This is a genomic window from Vibrio sp. YMD68 (genome assembly GCF_029958905.1).
Taxonomy (GTDB): domain Bacteria; phylum Pseudomonadota; class Gammaproteobacteria; order Enterobacterales; family Vibrionaceae; genus Vibrio.
Window position 1 is genome coordinate 1040834 of the sequence record NZ_CP124613.1, and the last position, 14526, is coordinate 1055359.

Annotated in this window: 11 protein-coding genes and 1 pseudogene; 2 read left to right on the forward strand and 10 right to left on the reverse strand. The window is 43.7% G+C overall.

Going from position 1 to position 14526, the window contains the following annotated elements:
* Positions 1–124: 124 nt before the first annotated feature.
* The 5 genes and pseudogenes from QF117_RS04675 to QF117_RS04695 all read right to left on the reverse strand — a co-directional run bounded on the left by QF117_RS04675 (position 125) and on the right by QF117_RS04695 (position 5888).
* Positions 125–1168, reverse strand: coding sequence for an efflux RND transporter periplasmic adaptor subunit (locus tag QF117_RS04675; RefSeq protein ID WP_282384982.1), 1044 nt, complete (start codon positions 1166–1168; stop codon positions 125–127).
* Positions 1168–4494 (reverse strand): efflux RND transporter permease subunit, encoded by a 3327-nt coding sequence (locus QF117_RS04680; RefSeq protein ID WP_282384983.1) that lies wholly within the window; start codon positions 4492–4494, stop codon positions 1168–1170. Before QF117_RS04680 ends, QF117_RS04675 begins: the two co-directional genes overlap by 1 nt.
* A gap of 179 nt (positions 4495–4673) precedes the next feature.
* Positions 4674–5048, reverse strand: a pseudogene (locus tag QF117_RS04685) (DUF6691 family protein); the annotation flags it as partial.
* A 23-nt stretch (positions 5049–5071) separates the two neighbouring features.
* On the reverse strand, positions 5072–5494 hold the full coding sequence (locus QF117_RS04690) for a YeeE/YedE thiosulfate transporter family protein (protein WP_282384986.1): 423 nt from the start codon (positions 5492–5494) through the stop codon (positions 5072–5074).
* 76 nt (positions 5495–5570) lie between these two features.
* Positions 5571–5888, reverse strand: a complete 318-nt coding sequence (locus QF117_RS04695) for a metalloregulator ArsR/SmtB family transcription factor (RefSeq protein WP_282384987.1) — start codon at positions 5886–5888, stop codon at positions 5571–5573.
* Between the two features lie 157 nt (positions 5889–6045).
* Between QF117_RS04695 and QF117_RS04700 the strand changes: the two genes are divergently transcribed.
* Together QF117_RS04700 and QF117_RS04705 are read left to right on the forward strand one after the other, a co-directional pair.
* Positions 6046–6231, forward strand: coding sequence for a DUF2892 domain-containing protein (locus tag QF117_RS04700; RefSeq protein WP_017033624.1), 186 nt, complete (start codon positions 6046–6048; stop codon positions 6229–6231).
* Positions 6232–6250: 19 nt separating this feature from the next.
* Complete coding sequence (locus QF117_RS04705) at positions 6251–7903, forward strand: FAD-dependent oxidoreductase (RefSeq protein ID WP_282384989.1); 1653 nt, start codon at positions 6251–6253, stop codon at positions 7901–7903.
* 153 nt (positions 7904–8056) lie between these two features.
* On the opposite strand, the gene phaC is transcribed toward QF117_RS04705, so the two are convergent.
* From phaC to QF117_RS04730, 5 genes are all read right to left on the reverse strand, one after another.
* Complete coding sequence (phaC, locus tag QF117_RS04710) at positions 8057–9877, reverse strand: class I poly(R)-hydroxyalkanoic acid synthase (protein ID WP_282384992.1); 1821 nt, start codon at positions 9875–9877, stop codon at positions 8057–8059.
* Positions 9878–9937: 60 nt separating this feature from the next.
* Positions 9938–10285, reverse strand: a complete 348-nt coding sequence (locus QF117_RS04715) for a phasin family protein (RefSeq protein WP_282384994.1) — start codon at positions 10283–10285, stop codon at positions 9938–9940.
* A gap of 87 nt (positions 10286–10372) precedes the next feature.
* Positions 10373–11596, reverse strand: coding sequence for an acetyl-CoA C-acetyltransferase (locus QF117_RS04720; protein WP_282384996.1), 1224 nt, complete (start codon positions 11594–11596; stop codon positions 10373–10375).
* Between the two features lie 9 nt (positions 11597–11605).
* Positions 11606–12346 (reverse strand): SDR family oxidoreductase, encoded by a 741-nt coding sequence (locus QF117_RS04725; RefSeq protein WP_282384998.1) that lies wholly within the window; start codon positions 12344–12346, stop codon positions 11606–11608.
* Positions 12347–13211: 865 nt separating this feature from the next.
* Complete coding sequence (locus QF117_RS04730; protein ID WP_282384999.1) at positions 13212–14471, reverse strand: DEAD/DEAH box helicase; 1260 nt, start codon at positions 14469–14471, stop codon at positions 13212–13214.
* Between the last annotated feature and the right edge of the window lie 55 nt (positions 14472–14526).

Below are 14526 nucleotides of genomic sequence, written 5' to 3' on the forward strand. Positions count from 1 at the left end.
CTTCCCTTATTGTCTTTGGCTCCTCTCATCCAGAGCTTATCGTGTTGAACGGCTCAAGTTCGAAAAGACGCCATTCGTTACGACCGCTCAACGGTCAATCGCATCACGCTCAATCGCATCACGATCAGTTTTGCGGGAAACGAAGAATTTGCTCTCCTTCGACGACCCCTTTTCTAATTCTGCCATCGTCACCCAGCTGAACTAGCCTGCGAGTGATGCTTTCGCCATCCCATATCTGGACATATTCTAGCTGGCCCACTTGTATTACGGCACTTGAAGGTAAACGAAGAACGTCATGGTTTCCCACTGGAACTTTAATTTTGGCGTACATACCAGGGTAGACATCCCCCTCGACATTGACATCGAGCTTAATCTGGTAACTTCTTGAATTTACGTCTGCTGACGGGGTCATCTCACTCACATTCGATGGAATATTAAGAGAAACGGTGGGCAGGTCGACATTGATCTCTTGCCCCAAGTGAATATGTGGCAATACTGATTCAGCGATGTCGGCCTGAATTTGTAAACGCGATGGCTGATAAAGAGAAACCAATACATTGCCGGGGGCAGCTGTGTCCCCAACATTAATCGGTTTATTGGTGATCAACCCTGAAAAAGGCGCGGTAATGATGCTGAACTCGCGCGTCGTTTGTGACTCTATCAGTGCCGCCTGAGTTTGGTTAAATGTGGCTTTGGCCAGTTCCAACTCGCTTTCTGCGTTATCAAAACTGGATTGAGAAACGAGCTTTCTGGTTAACAGCTCTTTCGCTCTGTCGTACTCTTTAATCGCAGAGCTGAGTTTCGCTTGCGCTCCCGATAAGGCCTGTTCATTTTGCGTGACTCGAGCTTCTAGATCTTCGTTCTCAAGACGCATCAAAATGTCACCTTTTTCGACAGCTTCGCCCACTTCAATATAGATTTCCGAGACTTTAGCTGTGATTCGCGCGGAAATATCAGCTCTCTGTTTTGCCACAACGACACCTGAAAACTCTCGCCAAACAGGCTCATTAATAGCGGCTAATACGATTGTTTCCGGTGCGGTTTCGGGTTTGGTTGGGTGACGCTTATTGTCCGAAACTTTTTCATTGAACATGCCCGCCATATAAAGGAATAGCATAGTTAATAAGGTAAACAAAATCACCCCAAGCCATTTGTTTTTGCTTTTCATTATTCGTCCTCCATTAGCGTAACTTGTTCACGACTGACTACGCTGCTTTTGTGACTCTCTTGATACGCCAGGTTGTAAACGACGGGGATAACCAGAAGAGTGAAAATAGTGGATGCGGTAATACCAAAAATGATCGACCACGCGAGTCCGTTGAAAATAGGATCTAAGGTAATGACTATGTTACCCAATAAGGTGGTGCCCGCGGTTAATAAAATAGGCCGCATACGTACCGCGCCTGATTCGATCAGTGCATCTTGTAAAGGTTGCCCTTTCGCTAAGGATTGCTGCACAAATTCAATCAACACCAGTGAATTTCGTACCACTATCCCTGCTAATGCAATCATCCCTATCATTGCTGTCGCGGTGAAAAGAGAAGGATTTGGGTAGCCGTTAATGTCTGAGCTCAATACGTTCAACAGCCAAAACCCGGGCATGATACCTATAACCGTCAAAGGAATCGCCAACATGATAATTCCTGATACGGCAGGCAGTCCGGTTTGAATCAGCATGACGATGAACACACCAAACAGGGCGGCAGCGTAGGCAATACCGAGATCTCTAAATACATCGACGGTGATTTTCCACTCCCCTTCACCGCTCCAAACGATATCAGTGCCTTTAGCTACGCTCCAGCTATCGCCAGCCCCATTGTTTAAGTATGACCGCTCATTAACGGGCACTGAATACGTTTGCACTGGCGCATCTTGATCGGCCATTACATCAGCAATGATCTCCCCAGGGACTCTTCCTGTGACTTCTGCGTAAACATAGACTACGGGTTTTAGGTTTTTATGAAAGATAGGTTGATCCGTCTCTCGCTCTACAAATTCTCCGAGTTCACTTAATTGAACCAAAGGTTTAGCGGCATCGACTAAGCCACCATCTTGGCTATTTTTGATCGACGCTGCGCTACCTCTTACGTAAAGTTGCAATAACGCGGCTAACTGATCTCTATCACCTCTTGGCAATCGAATAGAAATCGCGAGCGGGTTTACTTCGTCCTGTTTTGCTAAGTGGGCTAAGGTATAGCCTTGATTGGCGGCTTGAAGTGTCTGATTGATATCCGCTACTGAAATACCAGATAACGCCGCTTTTTCTTGATCAATAATGAACTGTAACGTTTTGGATTCACCTTGAACGCTGGTATCGACTTCAGACACAAACGCTTCTCTTGATAACCGATTTGCTACCTGTTTTGCTTGTTCCTGCAATTGTGAATAGCTTTGGAACCCATTCCCGTACACTTCCGCAGTGATGGTGGAAATAACCGGAGGGCCAGGTGGCACTTCGACGATTTGAATGGCGGCATTATTCTTAAACGCAATGGCTTCGATGTCGGACCTTAGCCTGGTCACTATTTCGTGTGATTGCATATTCCGGTGGTTTTTATCAACCAATACAATCCGTAATTCACCTTGATAGGGCTGATTACGTAAAAAATAGTGTCGGACCATGCTGTTAAAATCCATCGGGGACGCTATTGCCGAAAAACCAGATACCGATTGGACTTCAGGGACGGTCATTAAAAAGTCTGAAAACTCTCGTAATACGTTCGATGTCGTTACGAAATCGGTATTTTCGGGCATATTTACGATCAATTGGAACTCATTCTTGTTGTCGTAAGGCAGTAACTTTAAGGGTACTGAGCGAAACAGAGGCAGTGAGGCTGCAATTAAAAAGAGTAGACCGACTAACGCCAGAAATCCGTGACTTTTTTTACGACTTTGCAATAACGGCAGTAACAACCGTTGGTATGCCTTGAATAAGAGTGTATTTTTGATTTGATAGTGACCACGTTCTTCAGAGCCTTTCAGTATTTTTTTCGCAAGCCAAGGTGTTATGAAAAAGGCGATGACAGTACTAAACACAACGCTTATCGGTACGTTGAAAGCCAGTGGCGCCATATACGGCCCCATCATTCCAGTGATAAAGAACATAGGGGTAAATACAATCACAATCGCCACGGTGGACATGAGCAATGCACTGCGAATTTCAGCCATTGCCAGCACAATGGCATCGGTCCGTTTGAGTTCTTTTCGCTTTAAATACCGTTCGATATTGTCGATACTCGCAATAGGATCATCGACGATAAGGCCCAACGCCAAAATCAACGCGAATAGAGTCACTCGATTTATCGAGTAGCCAAACAGCAAATCCACGCCCAATGTCGCGCCATAGCTGATAGGAATGGCAATACCGACAACAAGAGCACTGCGCCAATTAAGAAATAACCCGACAAAAACAACCACCGTCAGTATAGAAATACCTAAGCTAGAGATTAAGTTGGTGACTTTTTCATCGGCGGTTTGTCCGTAGTTTCGAATAATATCGACACCGATCTCTTCAGGAAACTGAGTACTTTCTAATTCGCGTAACGTGGCTATGACGTCGTTGGCAACGGTAACGGCATTCGCGCCTTTTTGTTTAGCCACACTAATATAGACCGCAGGAACCTCTTCAGCGTTATTCAACGCCACTGAACGATACCAGGTATCACTTTTGGATTCAGATGGGCCGTCGTAGATATCAGCGACATCACGCAAATAAATAGGACGACCGTTAATCACGGAGACCACAAAGTCTCCAAGCTCTTCCGAAGATTGAAACAGTTGACCACTTTCAAGAGAATACCTCTGACCCGAGGTTTGAATATCCCCTGCCGAAGATTTGGCATGAGTGAGTTGAAATGCTTGAGCAAGATCTGAAACCGTGACTTTGTAATTAGCCATCGCCGTGGCATTGAGCGCCAGTTCGATGGTTCTAGGTTGGCCGCCAATCACTGAGACGATGTTGGTATTGGGAACCGCTTTCAACGCTAGAGTCGCTTGCTCAGAAACTCGGCGTAGATCATCATGATCAAGCTGTTCCGCGTTTTTTGAGTAAATGGCCGCCACGACAATCGCTACATCGTCGATTTCGATAGGTTTGACTAACCAACGTTCCACAGAAGAAGGAATATGATCTTGATTAGAATAGAGCTTGTTATAAAGTTTAACTAAGGCTTCTTCGCGGTTTTCCCCAACATAAAAACGCACGATAACTTGAGCAGCCCCTTCCATTGATGACGAATAGACATATTCAACACCGTCAATTTGACTCAAGAGCTTTTCAATCGGTTCCGTGATTTGATTTTCGATCTGTCGTGCACTTAAGCCTGGTGCATCGATTAACACATCAATCATAGGCACGACGATTTGTGGATCTTCTTCTTTTGGGGTCAACCAGAAAGCTGCCGCCCCAAACGCTAGTGCGATGACCAATAAAATAGGAGGGAAAAAGCTGTTCATTACCCGATAGACAAGCGAATGTTGATGTTCTTTATCCATTATCTAACTCCTTTAGATTGGCTTTCTAGTGAGATGCAAACTGCATCTCACTGCCCTATTGATCAGTTAATTGTATTGGTGACTGGAGAAGGATCAATTTGTTGGCTTGGATCGACGCTTGCTTCATTTTTATTGCTAATCCACAGCCGTCCTGCCAGGTGCTGACTGCCCAATACGAAACCCACCAACATGCTCAATACAAACGCTAAAATTATATTTGAACCACCCGCTATACTGCTCATTGCTGGGCCTGGGCAAATCCCAGAAAGCCCCCAACCCAAACCAAAAATGCTAGCGCCTGCGATTAAATTACCGTCAAGGCTCTTTTTCTGTGGCAACGAAAATGGACGGCCATTGATCGCGCTTGGACACTTTTTAATGATCAGATGATAACAAGGTGTGAACACGAAAAGCGCTCCCCCCATCACGAATGCGAGGCTTGGATCCCACTCACCCGTTAGGTCCAAAAACGCCGTGACGACTTTAGGATCAGCCATCCCAGAGATAACCATGCCTGCACCGAAAAGCAGCCCAGAGATCAAGCCAACCATCATTCCTACTATTCTATTCACTGACATTATACCCACCCTAGTTGACGCTTTACCCAAACAACGATGATCGCTGTGATCATAAATGTGCATGTCGCAACAATGGATCTCACAGAAAATCGACCCATGCCTACGATGCCATGCCCACTTGTACAACCATTTGCCAGACGGGTACCAAACCCAACCAATACGCCAGCGACAGCAACCAGCGCGATATTGTTATTTGACACATCTGGAAGATCAAAGCCAAGCGGCGCAAGAATAACCGCACTTAATATTAACCCAACAACAAAAGCGGCACGCCAGCTAGAATCGTGTTTTTGGGGATTTAAAAGCCCCCCAACAACCCCACTAATTCCGGCTACTTTCCCACTAAATAGCATCAATATTACGGCCGATAGCCCGAGTAACATGCCACCGAACAGTGACTCCCATGGAACAGCAAACGCCATATAAACCTCTATACAATTGAAAACAAATTTTGATTACCTGCTCAGCAAAAACAGCCAATCAAAATGTATTTTTTAATTAACTGACTGCTCTGCAAAAAACGCTGTGAAGGCTATTAATCAATGCTTGCGCTCTTGGGTCTGCCAACGAGTAAAACACCTGCTGAGATTCCTTACGAGAAGTAATCAAACCACATTTTCTCAGTACAGATAGGTGTTGAGAAAAAGCAGACTGGCTCAAATTTGAATGCTGCATCAGTTCGGCAACGCCCACTTCCCCTTCTGTTAAATAACAGAGAACCATCAAACGCTCAGGGTGCGCCATCACTCTTAGTAAATTCGCGGCGTCCTCTGCTTGGCTTTGCATCTCTTTGATATCGAGAACTTGATTTTTCATAGCAATACTCACTCTTATTGGGCTTAATTTAGATTCTACTAATAAAAATAAATTAGTCAATACTAATTTAGCCACTTGCAATTTAGATAATTTAACATTAGCATGAACTAATAGAAAAATGGAAAGACATTACACAATGAATGGAAGGAATAAGATTATGACAATTGATAATGGTGTACGCGTACTGGCTGGCTGTATGATTCTTCTATCTGTGCTATTAACAGTCACTGTTCATAGTAATTTTGTTTGGCTAACCGTATTTGTTGGGATAAATCTGATTCAGAGTGCATTCACTGGTATTTGTCCTGCCGTATATTTTTTAAAAAAACTAGGACTACGCTAAGCGTATCTCGGAGAAAATAATGACAAAGATTCTAATTATTGGTGGCGTTGCTGGTGGTGCTTCTGCTGCGGCTCGCGCAAGACGATTAAGTGAAGATGCTGAAATTATCATGTTTGAACGCGGTGAGTTTGTCTCTTTTGCTAACTGCGGCCTCCCTTATCATATTGGCGGTGATATCAAGGAGCGTAATAAACTGCTGCTTCAAACCCCTGAGAGTTTTCTAGCTCGTTTTAATGTTGATGTGCGCACCATGAATGAAGTGATCAGCATCGATCGTTCGAGTAAATCGGTTACCATAAAGAATCTTCTGGACGGCACCGAGTACATTGAAAGCTACGACTTTTTATTGCTGAGCCCAGGAGCAGCTCCGATTGTACCGCCTATTTCGGGTATCCAGAATCCGTTGACGCACTCGCTGCGCAACATTCCTGACATGGATAAGATCCTAAACACATTAGCTGACAATAAACCGCAACACGCCACAGTCGTCGGCGGGGGGTTTATTGGCTTAGAAATGATGGAAGCTTTCCACCAGCTAGGCATTGAAACAACGCTCATTGAAATGGCGGATCAGGTAATGACACCTGTCGACCGTGAAATGGCGGGGTTTGCTCATGCGGAAATTAAAAGCAAAGGCATAGACCTTAGATTAGGCGTTGCGCTTGAAGCCGTTGATTACCAATCGACGAACCAAAGCTTGGTATTGAGCCTAAACAATGGCGAGCAATTAGAAACAGGCATTCTAATTATGGCGATAGGTGTTCGTCCTGAGACAACACTAGCGTCTCAAGCTGGGCTAAAAATTGGCGATCTAGGTGGCATTTGGACCACACCCACTATGCAAACCAGCGATCCGTCAATCTATGCCGTCGGTGATGCCATAGAAGAACAAGATTTCGTAACGGGTTCTCAAACCATGGTTCCATTGGCTGGCCCTGCAAATCGCCAAGGCCGAATGGCGGCGGACAACATGCTAGGCCGCCAAGAGAGTTATCAGGGAACACAAGGTACCGCAATTTGTAAGATTTTTGATCTTGCGATTGCATCTACGGGTAAGAATGAAAAACAGCTAAAACGCGATGGCATTCACTATGAAAAAGTGTTCGTTCATACGGCAAGCCATGCCAGCTACTACCCTGGCGCAGAAATCGTCTCATTTAAAATGCTGTTTGATCCAAACACTGGCAAAATTTTGGGTGCTCAAGCCGCCGGGAAAGACGGTGTAGATAAACGCATTGATATCATGGCCGTGGCGCAAAGAGCAGGCATGACCGTTGAACAACTTCAGCACCTTGAACTGACCTATGCTCCCCCTTACGGCAGCGCAAAAGATGTCATTAACCAAGCTGCTTTTGTTGCGAATAACATCATCAAAGGTGATTCAATGCCAATTCACTTTGATGAGATTGATCACCTCGATGACACACAAGTATTGCTGGATGTACGAAACCCTGGTGAGCTACAAAATGGTGGGTATATCGAGGGCGCTATCAATATCCCTGTTGATCAACTTCGTCACCGCATGAGCGAATTACCGAAAGACAAAGAAATCGTCATTTACTGCCAAGTCGGGTTACGCGGTAACGTCGCGTATCGTCAACTGGTTAATAATGGCTACAAAGCGCGAAATTTGATTGGTGGCTTCCGTACTTACGCATTCGCTGGGTGCTAGGTAAAAAGCACCAAGAAAACGACAGTCCAAATCGCTTACTGCTAATGACTCAGTAGCTAATGACTCAATAGCTAACATAAGTCATGAAACACGATAAGGTATTTGAACGCCGCAACCGCGATGTTCAAATACCTTTTTTAGCGCAGTAAACACCTAAGCTGTCTCTGCCTGCTCTTTCTCTGTTTTACTCTTGCCATCACCAGTCGATTTAACGGGAAGGACCTGTCTGACATATTCCCCTGGTGCAGCGCTAATCACAGGGTTATTCGCTGAACCTTGCCCAAACGGCTCTACCTGTTCTTCTGGATTGAAGGTCATTAGCCATTTATGCCAATGCGTCCACCAAGACCCTTCTGAACGAGTGGCGTTTGATAACCATTCATCAGCAGAATCATCAAGATTGTCATTTAACCAATACCCATACTTGTTTTTGCTTGGATGATTAACGATGCCCGCTATATGCCCAGATTCGCCAAGTACAAACGTCTTATTACCACCCGATTTTAGAGCACCACGATACGTCCCTTGCCATAAGGCAATGTGGTCTTCCTTAGTAGAAATGAAATAGCTAGGCACTTTGATCTTATTCAGGTCAATCCAGACGCCACCAATTTTAACCCCTTTATCTTGAACCAATTTATTTTCCAAATAGAGTTGTCGAATTAAGAAGTTATGACACGGTGCTGATACGTTTGTGCTGTCGCTGTTCCAGTAAAGGAGATCAAAATCGACGGGGCTTTTACCTTTTAAATAGTTCTCAACGTAGTAGTTCCAATACAAGCTATTTTCTCGAAGCAAGCTGAAGGTCACACTGAGCGATCTTCCATCCATATAGCCCTTCGCATTATTTTGCACTTCTAACGCGCTGACGATTGTATCGTTAATATATGCGCCCACTTCACCCGGTTGAGAGAAGTCGAGTAATGTCGTGAAGAACGACGCAGATTTGATCCGCTTCTTCATTCTTTTGGCTGCATAATACGCAACCGTTGAAGCTAGCACGGTTCCGCCGATACAATATCCCGCCGCATTAATCTGCTCTTGACCCGTGATATCCTCAATAGCAGACACCGCTTTGACAACGCCTTCCGTTACATAATCGCCGAACTGAACATTAGATTGTTCTTTACCTGGGTTTCGCCAAGACATCATGAATACCGTGTGACCCTGTTCAACAAGCCATCGCATCATTGAATTTTTTTCGCGCAAATCCAAAATATAATATTTGTTGATGAATGGCGGAACAATCAACAGCGGTGTAGCGTTCACTTTTTCTGTGAGTGGTTTGTATTGAATAAGCTCAAATAACTCATTCTTAAAAACGACGTCACCCGGTGTATTGGCAACGTCATCACCAATACGGAACGCGTTGTTATTGGTCATGCGTATCTTCAAGATGTCCGCACTAGACTCTACATCTTCGCGCAGTTGATCTAAGCCCGTTAATAAGTTTTCGCCATTTTGTTCAATGGTGAGCTTGAGCAGTTCTGGATTGGTCGCGATAAAATTACTTGGGGAGAGTGCATTAATAGCTTGCCGAGAAAAGAAAATGATGCGTTCTTTAGTTTTCTCATCAACACCTTCGATGCTGTTTATGGTGTCAAAATAAGTCTGGCTAAAAAGCAAATACGACTGTTTTATAAAGCTATAAAATGCATCGTTTTTCCACCCTTCATCTGAAAAACGTTTGTCGCCTTTTTCTTCATTGACCAAGCTTTGTGTATTGCCTGCCAACGCGACGTTTTGCCATATTTTGAGTTGTTGTTCCCACCACTGAGTTTGCATTTTCAGTAGAGCAGCAGGTTGATTGACCGCTTGTTCAAAGAACTTCGCAGAGTCTTCAAAATTGACTTCTTGCATGGCTTTGTTGAGGGGGGTGTTTACGGCTTCCTTGCTTAATTCAAGATCTTGCCACCATTGCTGATTGGTTTCTTGGAGTTTTACAAGGTAGTCCGAAAAGAAGTGTTGGAACATGGTTTCTACTCCTATCTTCGGAAAAAAGCCGCCTTATCAAAGGCGGCAAAATGGACTGTGTTATGCAGGAGTCACTGTTTTTAGATTTTCCGAGGTCATCTGTTCAACATCGTCTTTGAACTCTTTTGCAATCGCCTGTAGCTTACTGCTGTCTTCGGTAAGTTGTTGGGATAACTTGGTTAGCACAGCGAGTTGCTGACCATTAAATGCAGCCAATGACGTCACATCACGCACTTCCGTAGCGGCCTTCATTTGAGTCATACCCATCTCACTGTATGTACGAATGGCATTAAGTTGTAGCTCAGTAAGCACTTCAACATTTTTTGTCATTAGCTTGTTGAACTTTAGATAAGGCTGAAGTGATTGCTCAGTTTGGTCTGTGAATGATTTAAAGAAATCTGTGTACATGGTCGTTCTCCTAGATAAATAAAATATTCGGTTTAATCACTAAATTGATTTCACTGTGCTGATTTAAATTAACTATGCTGGTTTAAATTAACGCTGTTGATTTGGCGATGCTGACTGAACGATGACTGCTGTCCCCATGCCGCCCCCGACACATAAAGAAGCAACACCATACTGGCCACTTCTTCGGTTGAGTTCATGGATAAGAGTCACGAGAATACGATTGCCCGATGCTCCTAATGGATGCCCAAGTGCAATGGCTCCGCCGTTAACATTAGCGTTGTCCAAGATAGAAGATACCGGCACTTGATGCTCTTTCGCTAATGAATGCACCACACCTAAAGCTTGAGCAGCGAATGCTTCATTGAGTTCAAACAAATCGATGTCCTTTAATTTAAGGTCTGCTTTACTTAACGCCTGAGATACCGCCTCAACAGGACCTAACCCCATGACTTTCGGGTCCAACCCGGATTGCGCATAACTGGTAATTTCAGCGATGGGTTTTAGATCGTAGGTGTTAACCGCGTCTTCAGAGGCCAGAATCAATGCACTCGCCCCATCATTGATTCCAGACGCATTTCCAGCAGTGACACTGCCTTCTCGGTCAAAAGCAGGGCGGAGTTTTTCCAATCCACTCAATGTTGCCGTGGCCTTTGGATATTCATCCGTATCGAAGATAACCGTTTCCCGACGTTTTTTTACATCTACAGGCGTTATTTCATCTTTGAATACGCCTGCTTCTATGGCTGCGATGGCTTTCTGCTGACTGTTCAGCGCAAATTCGTCTTGTTGCTGACGGCTAATTTCGCATTCTTTGGCCACATTTTCCGCAGTTACCCCCATATGGTATTGATTAAACACATCCGTCAAACCATCTGCTATCAGTAGATCGGTCATGTTCAGATGACCCATTTTGTGACCATCACGGATTGACGAAGGGACGGTAAAAGGAATTTGCGACATCACTTCAACACCCGCTGCAACGACAATCTCAGCATCGTCAGAGCGAATATGAGACACCGCATCCATGACTGATTTCATACCACTACCACAAACCATGTTCAGGCTATATGCTGGGACACTGGTGGGAAGACCTGCAAATATGGCTGCTTGACGGCCAACACTCATTCCTTGGCCAGCACCAATGACATTGCCAACAATCACTTCATCCACGTTTTGTGGTTGAACATTTCCAGCTTCAAGCGCACTTCGGATAGCAATAGACGCAAGCTTACCTGCAGATATCTCTTTTAAACTGCCACCAAACGATCCAATCGGTGTTCTTTTTGCTGCGACAACAAATACTCTTTTCATAATACCCACCTAGCTCATGTACAATCCGCCATTGACTGACAATGTCTCACCAGTAATGTATGCCCCTGCATCGCTTGCGAGAAAACTCACCGACTCTGCAATCTCTTCCGGCGTCGCTAACCGTTTCATCGGAATTTGTGACTTGATGGACTCTAGAACTTCTGGTTTCATTTGCTGAACCATGGGGGTTGCTGTATATCCTGGAGCAACCACATTAACGGTCACGCCACTGCGAGCCCCCTCAGCCGCAAGTGCTTTTGAAAACCCAATCATTCCCGCTTTAGCCGCTGAATAATTGGTTTGACCAAATTGCCCTTTGAGCCCATTAACAGAAGAAATATTGATGACTCGACCTGAGCCTTTTTCGCACATTGGCGCGAACAGCGGTTGGGTAACGTTAAACAAACTATTGAGGTTGGTTTCAATGACGTCACGCCATGCATCCAACGTCATTTTTTTGAATACACTGTCTTTCGTTATACCCGCGTTATTGACCAAAACATCGATGGTGCCCTCCTCTTGTAAAAGGTGACTGAGGCGCTCGGCACACTCCTCGGCATTCGTCACATCTAGCTCAAATAAACGAACCTGATCGTCACTGAATTCTTTTTCTGTAAACCAGTCCAATGCACACTGATAATTGCCAGTATAATAGGTTGCAATTACACGGTAACCATCGCCAACCAGTTTAGAGGAAATCGCGGAACCTATTCCGCCTTTTGATCCGGTGATCAAAGCGAGCTTTTTCATTGAGGGACTCCATTCTTAACAGAAATATTAAAGCGTATATAAAATGGCACTTTCAAATAAGCACCAACTAACGTAACAAATACTATAATTCTTTCTTGATTGAAGAATCTTTCTACTTATTTAAATTAGACGCCTAATATTACAATTCAAATGTTTTTTCACTTAAGATGCATAAATTTGAACAAGATCCCACCACAAATGTAATGTTAATTTACGGTTAAATAGTTTAAGTATCTGATTTTATGAGGGAAGGTGATCTCAGCATATGAATTCGGTAAAATACAAGTCATTGAAAAATAAATAAATAGCTGCCTACCACAATGGAAGTGCAACCGGACACACAATAAAACATTTCATTAACAAATGAATATTCCTCGTGATTCACCTATAAATATCAAGTCATTTTTTAACACTAGAGAAAGTAGGTTTATCATAAATAAAACAATAAGTTAGTTTTGAATTTATATTTGTAGTGCGGTTTTTTATTTATAGTGAGATGTTCTTCGTCATGGTGTGGTAAAGAAACATTGAAGTTTGGTTTCCTATAAGAACAATTCTATTTATAATTAGAAATATCGGTAATTGGGGATTACCGTTTAAAACTACCATTTCGGTGTCTATCGATTTTTAGATACTGTTATTTTATATTATTAAATAAGATTGAAGATTAGACATTTTATAAATTAATTATTAATGATAGATATCGAATCAATCTATATTATTAATAAAAATATAGATTGGTAATTATGGGTAAATGAGGCATGAAATTTCGTAAAAAGAGAAAGGCCAATACTAAAGATAAATATATTCCAGACAACTTATATATAAGTTAAGTTGACTGGAACTTTGAAATACTTTAAACGTTTTACCTACGCTTCCCTCTTCCTGCATGTATTTTTAACTTTGCTTTCATCTTTTGTTTTTCAGACGAACGTCCTCGTTTGGATGGCGCATGCGCATTATCTATTGGATCGTTGAGGCTGGGCTCAAATCCATTTAGCCATTCCTGCGGTAAATGGGTGTCGAGTAGATCTTCTATTGCTTTAAGCAAATACTCTTCATCTCGACTCATTAACGAGACGGCTAAGCCTGTCGCTCCTGCTCGCCCCGTACGACCAATGCGATGTACGTAATCTTCGGCTTTATACGGTAAATCGTAGTTAACAACTTGAGCGAGCTGATGGATATCAAGCCCTCTTGCTGCTACGTCCGTAGCAATGAGAGCACGAACTTTACCTGATTTAAAATCGTCTAGTGCTTTTTGCCTTGCGCCTTGGCTCTTATCACCGTGAATCGATGTCGCTTTTATGCCATCGAGTTTAAGTTCTTTCACTAACGCATCTGTCGCTTGCTTAGTTTTGGTAAAGACCAACACTTGCTGCCAGTTTTTTGAACCAATCAGGTACGCAAGCAGTTCACTTTTGCGCTTCTTATCCACTGGATACACCATTTGCTTGACTGTCTCGGCGGTACTGTTCGCAGGTGCTACTTGTATTTCTACGGAGTCAGACATCATTTTGTTGGCAATGGCTTTGATTTTCTGATCCAATGTTGCCGAAAAGAACAACGTTTGGCGATCTTCATTCATACGCTTCAAAATACGCTGGACATCAGGCATAAAGCCCATATCTAACATCCTATCCGCTTCGTCTAAGACAAGTACTTCGGTTTGGCTCAGCACGATATTCTTACAAAATAGATGATCGATAAGTCGCCCCGGCGTGGCGACCAAAATATCAGCGCCCCCCTTCAAGTTCGTGGTTTGTACATTCATGCTCGTTCCACCATAGGCAGTCACGATTTTTAAACCAGTTTGGTCAGCATAATGAGTGACATTGTCAAAAACCTGCTGGGCCAATTCTCTAGTGGGTACCAAAACGAGCGCTCTAACGATTCGGCTGTTTGTTTCTCTTGTCAGTGGTTGATCTAAGAACTGCTGAATAATGGGTAGCGAAAAAGCGGCTGTCTTTCCTGTGCCTGTCTGCGCACCGGCTAGCACATTTTTTTTTGCTAACACATGAGGGATAGCCTGAGCCTGAATCTCTGTCGGCTGGCTAATTCCTAGCTGATTGACCACATCAACGATTTTATGAGAAAGCCCAAGATTTTGGAAAGATAGCGTCATGTTTTTTACCTATAGTTAAACTGGCGCGGATTTTAACAGAATGCCTAAATGAAAG

What these genes read in the sequence shown, in the direction of transcription:
- phaC (WP_282384992.1), bottom strand. Translation starts at nt 9,877, where the DNA reads ATGTTCCAACACTTCTTTTCGGACTACCTTGTAAAACTCCAAGAAACC.
- QF117_RS04720 (WP_282384996.1), bottom strand. Translation starts at nt 11,596, where the DNA reads ATGAAAAGAGTATTTGTTGTCGCAGCAAAAAGAACACCGATTGGATCG.
- QF117_RS04725 (WP_282384998.1), bottom strand. Translation starts at nt 12,346, where the DNA reads ATGAAAAAGCTCGCTTTGATCACCGGATCAAAAGGCGGAATAGGTTCC.
- QF117_RS04705 (WP_282384989.1), top strand. Translation starts at nt 6,251, where the DNA reads ATGACAAAGATTCTAATTATTGGTGGCGTTGCTGGTGGTGCTTCTGCT.
- QF117_RS04690 (WP_282384986.1), bottom strand. Translation starts at nt 5,494, where the DNA reads ATGGCGTTTGCTGTTCCATGGGAGTCACTGTTCGGTGGCATGTTACTC.
- QF117_RS04675 (WP_282384982.1), bottom strand. Translation starts at nt 1,168, where the DNA reads ATGAAAAGCAAAAACAAATGGCTTGGGGTGATTTTGTTTACCTTATTA.
- QF117_RS04700 (WP_017033624.1), top strand. Translation starts at nt 6,046, where the DNA reads ATGACAATTGATAATGGTGTACGCGTACTGGCTGGCTGTATGATTCTT.
- QF117_RS04715 (WP_282384994.1), bottom strand. Translation starts at nt 10,285, where the DNA reads ATGTACACAGATTTCTTTAAATCATTCACAGACCAAACTGAGCAATCA.
- QF117_RS04730 (WP_282384999.1), bottom strand. Translation starts at nt 14,471, where the DNA reads ATGACGCTATCTTTCCAAAATCTTGGGCTTTCTCATAAAATCGTTGAT.
- QF117_RS04695 (WP_282384987.1), bottom strand. Translation starts at nt 5,888, where the DNA reads ATGAAAAATCAAGTTCTCGATATCAAAGAGATGCAAAGCCAAGCAGAG.
- QF117_RS04680 (WP_282384983.1), bottom strand. Translation starts at nt 4,494, where the DNA reads ATGGATAAAGAACATCAACATTCGCTTGTCTATCGGGTAATGAACAGC.